The organism is Clostridium tertium (genome assembly GCF_017873245.1).
Classification (GTDB): domain Bacteria; phylum Bacillota; class Clostridia; order Clostridiales; family Clostridiaceae; genus Clostridium; species Clostridium tertium.
The window spans coordinates 1-13,544 of sequence record NZ_JAGGJY010000029.1; the positions used below are offsets into that span (position 1 = coordinate 1).

The window sequence follows — 13,544 nt, forward strand, 5'->3', positions numbered from 1 at the left end:
AAACTCTCAATAAAAAGTTTAATCTTTGCTCAAATTACTTTGAGTCTTAATGTTAAGACGTCTAAAAGAATTGCTGGTTTGTTTACTTAACTTATATTCTGTTCAATTTTCAAAGACCATTTTCTTCATCGCCCTTAAGCGACTTCCTTATCTTATCACTTATGCATCTCATTGTCAACAATGTTTTTTAACTTTTTTCAAGTTATCTTGTTGGAAATCACTGCATTCACAAGGAACGATTTACATAATATCATCTTTCAATCTTTAGTATTTCTATTATTATCTTTTTTATTCATATTTATATTATATTTTCTTTATTATCCTTTATTTTAATCTAATTTACTTATAAAGATATTCTAGGTAACGTTTGTGCCTAGTTAATCTTAATATATTCCAAAAATGTAATATATATATTATTATTAAGATATAATTTCTTTTCATTTATTAAGTGTTTTAAAAATAAAATATTCTTTTTAAGTGAAAAATAATTATTAATAGTATTGAATTAATAACCGAATACTATATATGGAGGTGATACTTTGAGAAATATATTAAATAATGATTGGCAACAATTATTACAAGATGAGTTTGAAAAGGATTATTATCAAAATCTTAGGCGATTTTTAATATCAGAGTATAAATCAAAAACTATCTATCCTGATATGAATGATATTTTCAATGCATTAAAATTTACTGCATACAAGGATGTTAAGGTTGTTATACTTGGGCAAGATCCTTATCACGGTCCAAATCAAGCTCACGGTCTTTCTTTTTCTGTTAATAAGGGAGTTAAGGTTCCCCCTTCTTTAATTAATATTTATAAAGAACTGCATGATGATCTAGGATGCTACATACCAAATAATGGCTTTCTAAAAAGCTGGACTGATCAAGGCGTATTACTGTTAAATACAGTACTAACGGTTAGAGCTCATGAAGCAAATTCTCATAGGAATATGGGATGGGAAATGCTAACAGATCAAATTATTTCTTTACTTAATAAAAGAGAAGATCCTATTGTATTTATTTTATGGGGCAATCCTGCAATAGCTAAAAGCAAACTTATAACAAATAAGAAGCATTTTATAATTAATTCCCCACATCCAAGCCCACTTTCAGCTTATAGGGGTTTCTTTGGAAGTAAACCATTTTCTAAGACAAATGAATTTTTAAAATCTATTAATAAAAAGCCTATAAACTGGCAAATAGAAAATATATAAATAAAAGGCACCACCTGTGCCTTTTTATTTTAATTAAATTTACTTTTTGACTTCTTATAAAATGAATATCCTAGCGATGAAATTATTCCTATAACTGAGCATGCTGAAAATGTTAATATTATATTATCGATAAAAAAGCCTAGCAATATACCAATTCCTGCTCCTACCGCTATCCCCTTTGCTAAATAATCATAATCTTGATCAGATAAAACTAACTTTTCCAACATTAACACTCCTTACATATTAAAATCTTATAAATCAAATCCCTATACATTTATTCTAATACTTACTTCTTAAATATTTCTTAACTAAAACTTAAAGTATAATTAATTATAATAATATTATATCCATTATTCCTTAACTTGTAAAGAGTTATTTTATACATCTTAATTTATTTTAAACAACCTTTTTATAGGTTTATTTTTACGTAACAAATATTCATATATTTCAATCTAATAGGGATTCTATTTTTCTTAGTAATTACCGATTTAGATATAATAATTACGTATCCTATATTATGTATTATTTCATAGTGATTTATCTTAATAATGTAACAAAATATATACCTATATAAATTTGCTTACTGTATTACTTTACTTGTTATCAATGTAACCTTATATATCTACTTGGAAGCTAAACGCAAATGTATAAAACCAATACACTTTTTGGTAACTAAAATACTAATATTCTATATAATCACAACTTCAAAACTTTAAGTTTTATATTTTCATACACATATTCATACACATAAAAAAAGCTAACTAATTAATTAGTTAGCTTTCCTGGTGGCTCGACCAGGAATCGAACCAGGGACACGAGGATTTTCAGTCCTCTGCTCTACCGACTGAGCTATCGAGCCTTAACGATTTATATTTTATATAATTTTTTATAATATGTCAACGTTTTTATTATTTTTTTAATTAATATTTTTAATCTATAAAGAATATTAAATTTAAGTTATTTTTATAAAAACATAGAAATATAATAAAATATAGTATTAATAGGAGTGCTTTATGAAATATATATTATTTATTATACTAATACTATCCTTGATAGTGCTTTATTTTTATTATGAAAAAAAATTAGAATTAATGAGAAAACAATTAATGATTACTTCACACCAATATAATAACATAAGAAACAAATATGATGTACCTAAAAAAGCCAATAATAATTTATCTATTAGATTTATTACACCCTCTTATAAAACTGGAATAATAAATACTGATTCTAAGTTATATATAGCACCACTGGATTCTTCTCAGATAATTAGAAAAACAAATATACGTATGGAAGTATCAGTTTTAGATTCGGCTGAATCAAATAATCAAACTTGGTATTACGTTAATCTACCTATTGATAACTGTATAAACTGTAGGGGATGGATTAATTCTAAAGATGTATCAATGTTTTATAGCGAATCGGCTTCTATATCTAAATCAAATTAAATAGAAAAGTTAGGAGCAACATTCTCCTAACTTTTTTTATAATGCAACAGTTCTAATCATAAAAAAGATATATATTCCTATTGATAGTATGAATGGAATATTTATTATCCTATCCTTCCTTTCAACTGTTTCTGATGCTTCCTGAGCTCTATAATTATAATTTTGAACTCTTCTTTTTGAATTAAGCTTTTCCAGCCAGTATATTATAAGAAAAACAAATATTGAAAATGTTACTGCTATAGCACCATACATTATAAATAAAACTAATTTTTCTGATGATGATATATTTTTAAGCGTTAATTCCGCACTTTGATTAGTAACTGGTAATCCCTTAGTAATATAATCTACTAATTTTGCCATAGTTACTGATGTTCCATTTATAATAAAGTGCATTATCATTGATGAAAATATACTATTTGTTACTCTCACTACTAATGCCAATATAAATCCCAATACTGCTGCATATAAAAATTGTTGTGGATCTAAATGAAGAATACCAAAAAATAATCCTGTTACTATAGCTGATACGTATTTATTTTTATTTTCATAACCCGAAAGTACTATTCCCCTTATTGTTACTTCCTCTGTTATTGCTGGAAGTAGTGCTACTAATGCTAATAGAAATACATATGGAGTTGATGTTATTTCTGATATAAACGATCCAATTTCATTATTAAAGAAAAATGTTGCAATTAACGAGAAGAACGTCATTATTGGTTGAACTACAAATGCTAACAGTATAATTAAAAGCGTATCTTGCCAATGTAACTTGTTTAATTTAAGAGTTTCCTTGAAAGAAGACTTTGTTGCAATTATATATATAACTGCTGGTAGTAAAAATAATATTACATGATTTAAAAATAATATAATTCTTGTATCACTTAATCCAAGTACAAGATAAAATGGTCTTAATAATAATGGACCAAATATTTCTATCAGTAATATAATTAAAAAATACATATTTGCTTTAAAAACTTTTGTCATATCCATATCCTTTCTTTTGGCTTCTTAATATTTTATTCTTTTACTATAAATTTATTATAAATATTGTATAACTTATTAATTTAATGGACATAATTATAATGAAGCGAGAAGGCTTCCACAGTTAATCGCCTCTCCCCCATTTTATTTATATACAGAAATAATCCCCAACTTACTTAAAAGTATAGAAGGGGATTATTTTATCCCCTTTTTAGTCTTATATTTTCAACAACTCTTTTCTTAAAATATTCAGTGCATTCATAGTAGTTTTTCTTCTAATTCTTTCTCTATTTCCAGTAAAATTAAATTTATTTACAACAACTTTCCCTTTAATAAATACTCCTATATAAACCAATCCAACTGGCTTTTCATCTGTTCCACCACCTGGTCCTGCTATTCCTGTAGTAGAAATTGAAATATCAGTATTAGCCTCTCTAGCTATACCTATTGCCATTTCTCTTGCTGTTTCTTCACTTACTGCTCCATATCTATCTAAAGTTTCTTTTCTAACTCCAAGCCTCTTCATTTTAGATTCATTCGAATAAGTTACAGCCCCCTCCTTAAATACATCTGATATTCCAGGATATGAAATTAAACTTGCAGCAATCATACCACCTGTACATGATTCTGCAGTCGAAACACTTAATTTGTTATTGCATAATATTTCTGAAACAACATTTTCTAGAGAAGTTTCACCTTCTCCATATATATACTCTCCAAGTGCATCTTTTATTTCTTTATCTACAGGATTTATTAAATCATCACATTCTTTTTCACTATTTCCCTTAGCTGTAATTCTTAATGTTACATCATTATCTTTTGCGTATGGCGCTACTGTAGGATTTTTACTATTTTGAATTAAGTTGTTTAATTTTTGCGCCATAAGGCTTTCACCTATACCAAATAATCTTAAGATTTTAGATTTTATAATCTCTCCTGTTATGCCTTCTAAGTATTTTTTAACATGATCATTAAACATTGGTTTCATTTCTCTTGGAGGGCCTGGTAAAATTATTAAAATCTTATTATTTTCAGATACTATAGATCCAGGTGCTGTCCCATTAGGATTAGGTAATATAATAGATCCTTCTGGAAAATATGCTTGCTTTTTATTTGCTTCTACTATAGCCTCATCTTTCATATCTAAATATGTTTTAATCCAGTCTAAAGAAGGTTCATGAAGCACCAATTTTTTATTAAAATATTTTGCTCCTAATTCTTTAGTTAAATCATCCTGTGTTGGTCCTAACCCGCCTGTTGTAATAACTAAATCACATCTTTCAAAAGCTTTTTCAAATGATTCTATTATTCTCTCCTCGTTATCACCAATAACACTTTGATGATATACATCTATTCCTAAAGCTGCTAACTCCTTAGCTAAAAACTGTGCATTTGTATTAACTATATCTCCTAAAAGTATTTCTGTTCCAATTGCTATTATTTCTGCTTTCATTTTATTCCTCCTATATAGTTTATTTATATAACCTATAATGAAAACTTAATATTTTAATAAAATATCTAAGCATTGATTGTATATAAATAAAGTTAGTATTTTAATAAATTATATAAAAATTAAATAATTTATTTTTTTATTTTTACTACTTTATTGGAATTAGTATATTAAACATTTAATATACTCTTAATTTTAGTTATTTAGATTATAAACTAAAACATACATATTAAATATTTTACCATAAATTATAAAAGACTACTAATCGATAGATTAATAGCCTTTTATTTACTTCTGTTTATTAGCATTTATATAATATTTTCCTGTTTGATTAACCCCTTCATCTAATATTGAGAAATTGCTATCTTTAAGCATAGATGTAATGATGTTAATATCATTTTTGTCAACACTATCTAATGTTATTGTAAAATTATCATTTCTATCTACAACCCCCATATAGTCAAATATATTACTATAATCACTAAGACCTAATCCCCCATTTACATCCATCTTATAATCTGGCATAGTATCCCTCCAACGTTTTTCTTTTGTTTAAGATATTCTCTATAACATTTATTTTATTTTTTCTCATTAATCTCTCATTTATTCACTATGCCAAAAGTTAATTTTTTCTAGATTCCTCTATTATTTTTTTAACCTCTAATTCAGGAACTTCCTCATATCTTTCAATTTCACTTGTAAAGCTTCCTCTTGCTTGAGTCATTGACCTCAAATCAGTGGAATACTTAAACATTTCTGCTAAAGGAACTTCTGCAATAATTTTTTGTAGATTTCCATCTGGCTCCATTCCTAAAACTCTTCCTCTTCTCTTATTTATATCCCCAATGACATCTCCCATGTATTCATCTGGAATAAATATCTCCACGTGCATAATAGGTTCTAATAAAATAGCCTTTGCTTGTTCAAGCCCCTTCTTATATGCAATAGAAGTAGCCATTTTAAAAGCCATTTCTGAAGAATCTACTGGATGATAAGACCCATCATGAAGTATTGCTCTTAATCCAACTACTGGATATCCAGCTAAAACACCTTTTTCAATACATTCTCTAAGACCTTTTTCTACTGCAGGTATAAAGTTTCTTGGTACAACCCCGCCTACAACATTATCTACAAACTCAAGATCACTTTCTCCATCTTTTCTTGGCTCAAACTTTATTTTTACATCTCCGTATTGTCCATGTCCACCTGATTGCTTTTTATGTTTACCTTGAACATCAGCAATTCCTTTTATTGTTTCTCTATATGGTATCTTAGGAAGTCTTAATATAACTTCTGCCCCAAATTTATTTCTCAACCTACTAGCTATTACATCTAAATGGGTTTCACCAACTCCAGATATTATAGTTTCGGCATTTTCTGTATCCCGTGTTATTGTGAATGTTGGGTCTTCTTCTAATAACCTTTGTAATGCTGCTGATATTTTATCCTCATCTCCCTTAGCTTTTGGTAATACAGCCATCGATATTGCTGGCTTAGGGAAGTTCATTTTATCATATATAACTTTATTATTTATATCACACAAGGTATCTCCTGTTTCAGTATATTGTAGCTTTGCAACAGCAGCTATATCTCCAGCCACAACCTCCTTCGTCGGTATCTGATTTTTACCTCTCATGAAAAATACATTTGCTAATTTCTCTGTTTTATCCTTATTGCTATTAATAACAGTAACCTCATTTGAAAGTTTTCCTGTTATAACTCTAAATAATGATATTTTACCTACAAAAGGATCTGCTATAGTTTTAAAAACTAATGCTGAAAATGGCTTATTTTCATCCAGCCCTATGAAAACCTCTTCACTATTTTGTGTATTTATTGCTTTTTGTGGAATTGAATATTTAGGTGATGGAAAGCATTCTACTACATCTTCTAAAAAACATCTCATACCTATAACTTTTGAAGCACTTCCGCACATTACCGGTGCTATTTCTCCACTTGCGCATCCTTCTATAAGTCCATTATATATTTCTTCATCACTTAATTCACCTTCACTAAAATATTTATCTAAAAGTTCTTCACTAGTTTCGGCAACAGCCTCCATAATCATTCTTTTACATTCATCTATTTTCTCTAACAGCTCTTCTGGAGCATCCATTTCTTGAATTTTATTAGTTTTGGGATCATGGATTCTAACTCTTTTTGATATAACATTAACTACTCCTTTGAAGTCCTCTTCTGTTCCTATAGGATATTGAATTGGAACTACACTAATTCCGAATTTTTCTTTTAATTGGGCTAAAGTTTTATCATAACTTGAATTTTCTCTATCTAACTTATTAATAAAAAATGTTCTTGGTAGTTTTATTTTATTGCAATAATCCCATGCCTTTTCTGTTCCTACCTGAACTCCTGATACACCACATACAACTATAGTTGCTACATCTACAGCTCTCATTCCTTGTATTAGTTCTCCTGAAAAATCAAAATATCCTGGTATATCTACTAAATTTATTTTTGTTTCATCTGCTTCTATCGGAGCAATGGAAACTGATAATGAAATTCCCCTCTTTTTTTCTTCTTGATCAAAATCTGTAACTGTTGTTCCGTCTTCTACTCTTCCTAACCTATCAGTATTACCAGTATTAAAAAGTAAAGCTTCCACTAAAGATGTTTTTCCTGATGCTCCATGACCTATTAGACCAATATTTCTTAAATTTTTTATTGTGTAATTTTTCATACAATCTCATAATATTTAATATAATATTATGATTACACCACCTTTCATTTAAAATCTAAATAATTTTTGAATTAGTTTTCTTATCAAATTCCTATGTTTATAAATTTTAAATCTCTGGTTTATAACTTGCTCTAATAAAACATCCTAAGTTCGGGTAATTTCTTTATTGTATTTTATTAATTATAGAATACCATAAAGGATTTTTCTTTTCCAGAATATTCAGATTATTTATTTTCATTCTATTATATATTTATTTTTATGCTTTGCATATAGGATTAAGTACAAAAAAGTGCACCTATAATTTATATTATAGCTACACCTTCTGTTATCTTAATTGTTGACATATTATTTATGGTTATTCATATATATATATAATTTTTTTACTTCTTAAATGCATGTAACCTATTACCAATAAAATTAATTAATAATACAAAATAATTCATACTCAACTTAATAAAAGAGTTCTCTTTATTAGTTATCTCTGTACTACTAATTTTATAATTTGTTTGAAATATATATATAATATATTGTTCCAACATTAGTTATAATATTTTAAAAGCAAAAGAACTATATTAAGACAATTACAGTCTATAAATATAGTTCTTTTAATATATAAATTCATTCTATTATAAGATTTACATCATTACTCCGACACCAGGTCCTAAAGGTAAGTTAAATATAAACCATATTATTAGCAATATTGTCCATCCAATTAAGAATGCAATTGAATATGGTACCATTGTAGTTATTAATGTTCCTACCCCCGATTTTTTATCATACTTTTCTGCAAATGCTACTATTAATGCAAAGTAACTCATTAGTGGAGATATTATATTTGTAGTAGAATCACCTATTCTATATGCCATTTGCACTAATGCTGGTGAATTACCTAGTTTCATCAACATTGGTATAAATACAGGAGCCATTATTGCCCATTTAGCTGAAGCTGATCCCATGAATAGATTTATAAATGCTGTAAGTAATACAAAAGATACTATTAGCGGAATACCAGTGAATCCAGCTCCTTCTAAGAAGTTAGCTCCATTAACAGCTATTACTATACCGATATTAGTATAACTAAAATATTGAACAAACTGCGCCGCAAAGAATACTAATACTATGTATCCTCCCATTGTCGACATACTTTTTCCCATAAGACTAATTACATCTTTATCATTTCTAACTGTTTTGCATCCAACTCCATACGCTACACCAGGAATAAAGAATAATAAAGATATTATAAGAACTATAGAATCCATAAAAGGTGATTTAAGAATTTCATTAGTTTCTGGATTTCTTAGAACTCCATTTGGAAGTAAACATATGCTAATTAATGCTAAAAATATTAAAATTGCAATTCCAGCAAATTTTAATCCTCTTTTTTGTTCAGGAGTTATCTCAGATATAGTTGCCTTTTCATCACCTTTGTACTCACCAAGCTTTGGTTCAACTATTTTTTCAGTGACAATTGTACCTATAATTGTTATTACAAAAGTTGATACAAATATAAAATACCAGTTATCAGCGGCCCCTACAGATGCTGAATCTGAAAATAACTTAGCACCTTCTGTAGAAATCCCTGCTAATAATGCATCAGTTGGTCCTGCTAATAAGTTTGCACTATATCCACCTGATACTCCTGCAAAAGCTGCAGCTAACCCAGCCATTGGATGTCTTCCAAAGCTTAAGAAAACAATAGCACCTAAAGGTACTAAAACTACATATCCTGCATCTGATGCTATACTTGACATAACACCTGCAAATACTACTACTACTGTGATTAATCTTTTAGGAGTACTTGTAACTAGCTTTGTTAATAAAGTTCCTATAAGGCCTGTCCCTTCCGCAACACCAACTCCTAATAATGCTACTAGAACTGTTCCAAGAGGAGCAAAACTAGTAAAATTACTTACTGCTGATGTGAACATATACCTAATTCCTTCTGGAGTAAGCAAACTAACAACAGAAGCAGTCATTTCTTTTATTTCCATTGTGCTTCTATCTAATCCTGTATATGTTACAGATACCCCCATTTTAGCCATTATCGCTGAAACCACTACTATAATTGCACAAAGAATTACAAATATAGTTGCTGGATGAGGTAGCTTATTACCAACTCTTTCTATTGCGGATAAGATACCCTTGCTCGAGTTAGTACTTTTATCTTTTGATCTCATTCGTTATCCCCCTTAAATAGTAAATACATAATAGTAAATTTTTCTACATCTTTATATTTCATTTTACATATTTTTCACTCAATTCTATAACTATTATATAGTCATAATAACCTTTTTGCAAGATTTTATATGTATTTAATTAAAATTTATTAAAAATGCTACATTTGAATTATTAAACTTTTATAAAATATATTATTAATTTGAAAATATATAATTATTATATAAGTATTTCTATATTGTTTTCTAATTCATTAAATTCTACATTTTAGTCAATAATATATAATATGGAATTATTTTTTTGAAGGAGGTTTTTGATATAATTGCATTTAATATAATTTTTTATCTATCATTAATAATAAATCTCTTTATAATACTTATATTAATTATATTTGCAAAGAAGCGACCTGAAAAAACTTTATCATGGATATTAATTTTAATTATATTTCCCCCTCTTGGATTAATTCTTTTTGTGCTTTTAGGTAGGAATTGGAAAGTAAATACGTTAGATAAAAAATCACGGCAAAAGGTTAGTAACTTAATTACTCCTTCGTTATTAAATAAATATAATATAACCAATGAATATGAACCCATTATAAATTTACTAGTATCAAATTCATCTTCTCCACTCTTTGTAAATAATACTATTACCATTTTAGATGGCGGAGCTAGCAAATTTGAAATTTTAAAAAGTAAGTTATTAGAAGCAAAGGATCATATTCATTTAGAGTACTATATTGTTAAAAATGATAATATCGGAAATGAAATAAAAGATATATTGATAAAAAAATCTAAAGAAGGCATAAAGGTGAAATTTATAATCGATAAGATGGGATCTATAAAGTTAAGCTCTCGATATATTAAAGATTTAAAAAATGCTGGAGTTGATGTTGCATTTTACTCTTATGTGTTAGCTCCCTTTTTTAGATTAATTAATACTCAAGTGAATTATAGAAATCATAGAAAAATAGTAGTTATAGATGGAACTATAGCATTCCTAGGCGGAATTAATATAGGAGATGAATATCTAGGGTTAGGAAAATTAGGGGATTGGAAGGATTGTCATATAATGATTGAAGGTGACTGTGTACTTGGTTTACAATCAGTTTTCTTAGATGATTTTTCAAGTATAAAAAAATATAATAATGAGCAAATTTTAACCTTAGCAAATATTGAGAATTATTTTAAAAATAATAAATTTAGTGGCAATATACCAATGCAATTAATAAAAAGTGGACCCGATTCTGAATTCCCTAGTATCCTTCAATGCTTTATAAAAATGATTAGTACTGCTAAAGAAAGTATTAATATAATAACACCCTATTTTATACCATCTGAAGGCTTGATGGATTCTTTAAAAATAGCTTCATTAAGTGGTATTAAAATTTCATTAATCTTTCCTAAAAAAGCTGATCATTTTACTGTAAATAAAGCCTCTCAAACTTACTTAGCTGAACTAGTAAGGGCTGGAGTTAAAGTTTATTTATATAATAATTCAGGATTCATTCATTCTAAAATCTTAACTGTAGATAAAAAAATATGTACCATAGGAACAGCAAATATGGATATAAGGAGTTTTGAATTAAATTATGAGATCAATACACTAATATATGATGAAGGTATAACTCAAGAATTTAATAAAATCTTTTCTGATTTATTAATATCTTGTACAGAGTTTAACTTAAAAGAGTATGAATCCAGATCTTTAACTAATAAATTAATAGATGGAATTTCTAGACTTCTTTCTTCAATACTATAAAAGGATATCCAAGTATTATTGAATATCCTTTTATAGCATTAAATAAAAATTATATTTTACTTATTTAATTTTACTATCTCTACTATCTTCATTATTAAATAACCAATAACACCTCCGGAAGTATCAATTAATACATCCTTAAATGCCATGTTTCTCCCTGGAATAAAATATTGATGAAATTCATCTGTACTCGCATATAAAAATACAAAGATTATTGAATATAATCTAGCTTTTTTAGTAGTGAAATAAAATCTACTCACATTATATGCAAATAAAAATAATATTAGATATTCTGAGAAGTGTGCAGTCTTTCTAATTACTAAAGTTGCTAGCTCACCAAAATATTGATTTAATTCTATTCCAAGAAAGCTAAAAATTTTTAAAACTAATTCACTTTGGCTACTAGAAACCTCACCTGGTTGATGTGACATAAAAAATATTATTCCCATACAAGCTATCAGCATAATCCACGATATCATCTTCTTGTTTTTATTCATTACTCTCTCCCTATGTTAATTAAATATATTTAATTTTTTTATATAATAAAATACTTTATTCTTTTGTATCAATCTTTTTCAACCAAATATCTATTAATATATGCTAGTGATTGTTCTAGCATACTTTGACCTCTTTCTAAATCTTTAACATTAACTTCTAGGTTATATATTCTTTGTTCTACCAAATTCATTATTTGCTTTATATCATTTAATAATTTAGCCTCATATGAAACTTGTACTCCATCAGAATCCACATAAATTTTTTCTGGAACAGCCCCACATTTAGAGCACTTAGCATATATCCCCTTCTTTTCAGCATCTCTAAATATTTTGAATGTATCATTATTACAGTTAGAACAATTAGGTAACATTATAAAATCTTGATTACTTACATCAATATCATATTTTGACTTACACTGAGCACAAATTAAATGCAAGTTATCTTCTTCACTTTCTAAAAAAAATTTATTTCCACTACATCCATCTTTTTCGCATACAAAAGTTCTTATCATTTCCTAATCCCCCTCCTCATTTAGAAAGAATACCCTTCTATAATTTAATATGCTAAACTATATAACTTTATTCTTATTATTTATATTAATTTCAACTACATATATTGTAAAAAGTAAAATAGACCTAAACTTATAAGTTAGGTCTATTAAATATTTTCACTATTACAAAATTCATCTGCTTCCTTTAATGCTACTTCTACTTCTTTTATAAGCTCATCTATCCTACTTGTATTCTTACCGGCTAATACTAATTCTCGCTTTTCTAATTTTAATTTTATTAATTTTTGCTCTAACTCATCCTTCTTACCCATACCAACACTCCCCATCTAAGGATAAGACCTTAAAACTTTTACATTAAAAATTAAATAGTTTATCATATATTAATTATATATTATTTTTCATTCTATTCCTAATTAAAATTTTAGAAATTTTTAAAACTTTTTCGACATTTAGAAACTATATCCATATATTATATTATTATTAAATAGCTTGAAATATTCCTTGTAATTTTAAGTTATAAAAAAAGAAGTTATGATAACATAACTTCTTTTGGTGGAGGTAAAGGGATTCGAACCCTTGACCCCTTGCGTGCAAGGCAAGTGCTCTCCCAACTGAGCTATACCCCCAAATATGGTGGACCTTCAGGGACTCGAACCCCGGACCTACCGGTTATGAGCCGGTTGCTCTAACCAACTGAGCTAAAGATCCATAATACCTGGCAACGTTCTACTCTCCCACACAGTCGCCCATGCAGTACCATCGACGCTGTAGAGCTTAACTTTCCTGTTCGGAATGGAAAGGAGTGTTT

12 protein-coding genes, 3 tRNA genes and 1 rRNA gene are annotated in these 13,544 nt (G+C 27.8%); 3 read left to right on the top strand and 13 right to left on the bottom strand.

Going from position 1 to position 13,544, the window contains the following annotated elements:
- The first annotated feature begins 539 nt into the window (after window positions 1-539).
- Window positions 540-1,217 carry a uracil-DNA glycosylase gene (locus J2Z25_RS18225; protein WP_209741544.1) on the top strand — a complete coding sequence of 226 codons (678 nt, stop codon included), beginning with the start codon at window positions 540-542 and terminating at the stop codon, window positions 1,215-1,217.
- Between the two features lie 29 nt (window positions 1,218-1,246).
- Here the strand turns inward: J2Z25_RS18225 and J2Z25_RS18230 are convergent, their stop codons facing one another.
- A complete protein-coding gene (locus J2Z25_RS18230; RefSeq protein WP_008681336.1) occupies window positions 1,247-1,444 on the bottom strand; it encodes a hypothetical protein in 198 nt (65 codons plus the stop codon).
- A 556-nt stretch (window positions 1,445-2,000) separates the two neighbouring features.
- Window positions 2,001-2,076 (bottom strand) — tRNA-Phe (locus tag J2Z25_RS18235).
- Window positions 2,077-2,308: 232 nt separating this feature from the next.
- Between J2Z25_RS18235 and J2Z25_RS18240 the strand changes: the two genes are divergently transcribed.
- On the top strand, window positions 2,309-2,665 hold the full coding sequence (locus tag J2Z25_RS18240; RefSeq protein ID WP_245173530.1) for a hypothetical protein: 357 nt from the start codon (window positions 2,309-2,311) through the stop codon (window positions 2,663-2,665).
- Window positions 2,666-2,701: 36 nt separating this feature from the next.
- Here the strand turns inward: J2Z25_RS18240 and J2Z25_RS18245 are convergent, their stop codons facing one another.
- The 5 genes from J2Z25_RS18245 to J2Z25_RS18265 all read right to left on the bottom strand — a co-directional run bounded on the left by J2Z25_RS18245 (window position 2,702) and on the right by J2Z25_RS18265 (window position 9,971).
- Complete coding sequence (locus J2Z25_RS18245) at window positions 2,702-3,649, bottom strand: CPBP family intramembrane glutamic endopeptidase (protein ID WP_209741545.1); 948 nt, start codon at window positions 3,647-3,649, stop codon at window positions 2,702-2,704.
- A gap of 214 nt (window positions 3,650-3,863) precedes the next feature.
- Window positions 3,864-5,099: a competence/damage-inducible protein A gene (locus J2Z25_RS18250; RefSeq protein ID WP_209741546.1), complete on the bottom strand. Its 1,236-nt coding sequence runs from the start codon at window positions 5,097-5,099 to the stop codon at window positions 3,864-3,866.
- A gap of 285 nt (window positions 5,100-5,384) precedes the next feature.
- Complete coding sequence (locus J2Z25_RS18255; RefSeq protein ID WP_008681327.1) at window positions 5,385-5,621, bottom strand: hypothetical protein; 237 nt, start codon at window positions 5,619-5,621, stop codon at window positions 5,385-5,387.
- Window positions 5,622-5,718: 97 nt separating this feature from the next.
- Window positions 5,719-7,794, bottom strand: coding sequence for an elongation factor G (fusA, locus tag J2Z25_RS18260; protein ID WP_209741547.1), 2,076 nt, complete (start codon window positions 7,792-7,794; stop codon window positions 5,719-5,721).
- A gap of 635 nt (window positions 7,795-8,429) precedes the next feature.
- Window positions 8,430-9,971 carry an AbgT family transporter gene (locus J2Z25_RS18265; RefSeq protein WP_195624682.1) on the bottom strand — a complete coding sequence of 514 codons (1,542 nt, stop codon included), beginning with the start codon at window positions 9,969-9,971 and terminating at the stop codon, window positions 8,430-8,432.
- Between the two features lie 298 nt (window positions 9,972-10,269).
- Between J2Z25_RS18265 and cls the strand changes: the two genes are divergently transcribed.
- Window positions 10,270-11,727 carry a cardiolipin synthase gene (gene cls, locus J2Z25_RS18270; protein WP_207745231.1) on the top strand — a complete coding sequence of 486 codons (1,458 nt, stop codon included), beginning with the start codon at window positions 10,270-10,272 and terminating at the stop codon, window positions 11,725-11,727.
- Window positions 11,728-11,783: 56 nt separating this feature from the next.
- Here the strand turns inward: cls and J2Z25_RS18275 are convergent, their stop codons facing one another.
- From J2Z25_RS18275 to rrf, 6 genes are all read right to left on the bottom strand, one after another.
- Entirely contained in the window at window positions 11,784-12,224 is a 441-nt protein-coding gene (locus tag J2Z25_RS18275) for a VanZ family protein (RefSeq protein WP_195624681.1), read from the bottom strand.
- A gap of 68 nt (window positions 12,225-12,292) precedes the next feature.
- On the bottom strand, window positions 12,293-12,736 hold the full coding sequence (locus tag J2Z25_RS18280) for a hypothetical protein (RefSeq protein ID WP_008681318.1): 444 nt from the start codon (window positions 12,734-12,736) through the stop codon (window positions 12,293-12,295).
- Between the two features lie 146 nt (window positions 12,737-12,882).
- Window positions 12,883-13,047, bottom strand: a complete 165-nt coding sequence (locus J2Z25_RS18285; protein WP_195624680.1) for a hypothetical protein — start codon at window positions 13,045-13,047, stop codon at window positions 12,883-12,885.
- Window positions 13,048-13,286: 239 nt separating this feature from the next.
- Window positions 13,287-13,362 (bottom strand) — tRNA-Ala (locus J2Z25_RS18290).
- 5 nt (window positions 13,363-13,367) lie between these two features.
- Window positions 13,368-13,444: transfer RNA gene (locus J2Z25_RS18295), tRNA-Ile, on the bottom strand.
- Between the two features lie 5 nt (window positions 13,445-13,449).
- Window positions 13,450-13,544, bottom strand: a 5S ribosomal RNA gene (gene rrf / locus J2Z25_RS18300); the annotation flags it as partial.

Bases quoted from the DNA above. Each gene is read 5' to 3' on its own strand.
- J2Z25_RS18230 (WP_008681336.1), bottom strand. From the start codon at position 1,444: ATGTTGGAAAAGTTAGTTTTATCTGATCAAGATTATGATTATTTAGCA.
- J2Z25_RS18240 (WP_245173530.1), top strand. From the start codon at position 2,309: ATGAGAAAACAATTAATGATTACTTCACACCAATATAATAACATAAGA.
- J2Z25_RS18245 (WP_209741545.1), bottom strand. From the start codon at position 3,649: ATGACAAAAGTTTTTAAAGCAAATATGTATTTTTTAATTATATTACTG.
- J2Z25_RS18250 (WP_209741546.1), bottom strand. From the start codon at position 5,099: ATGAAAGCAGAAATAATAGCAATTGGAACAGAAATACTTTTAGGAGAT.
- J2Z25_RS18255 (WP_008681327.1), bottom strand. From the start codon at position 5,621: ATGCCAGATTATAAGATGGATGTAAATGGGGGATTAGGTCTTAGTGAT.
- fusA (WP_209741547.1), bottom strand. From the start codon at position 7,794: ATGAAAAATTACACAATAAAAAATTTAAGAAATATTGGTCTAATAGGT.
- J2Z25_RS18265 (WP_195624682.1), bottom strand. From the start codon at position 9,971: ATGAGATCAAAAGATAAAAGTACTAACTCGAGCAAGGGTATCTTATCC.
- J2Z25_RS18275 (WP_195624681.1), bottom strand. From the start codon at position 12,224: ATGAATAAAAACAAGAAGATGATATCGTGGATTATGCTGATAGCTTGT.
- J2Z25_RS18280 (WP_008681318.1), bottom strand. From the start codon at position 12,736: ATGATAAGAACTTTTGTATGCGAAAAAGATGGATGTAGTGGAAATAAA.
- J2Z25_RS18285 (WP_195624680.1), bottom strand. From the start codon at position 13,047: ATGGGTAAGAAGGATGAGTTAGAGCAAAAATTAATAAAATTAAAATTA.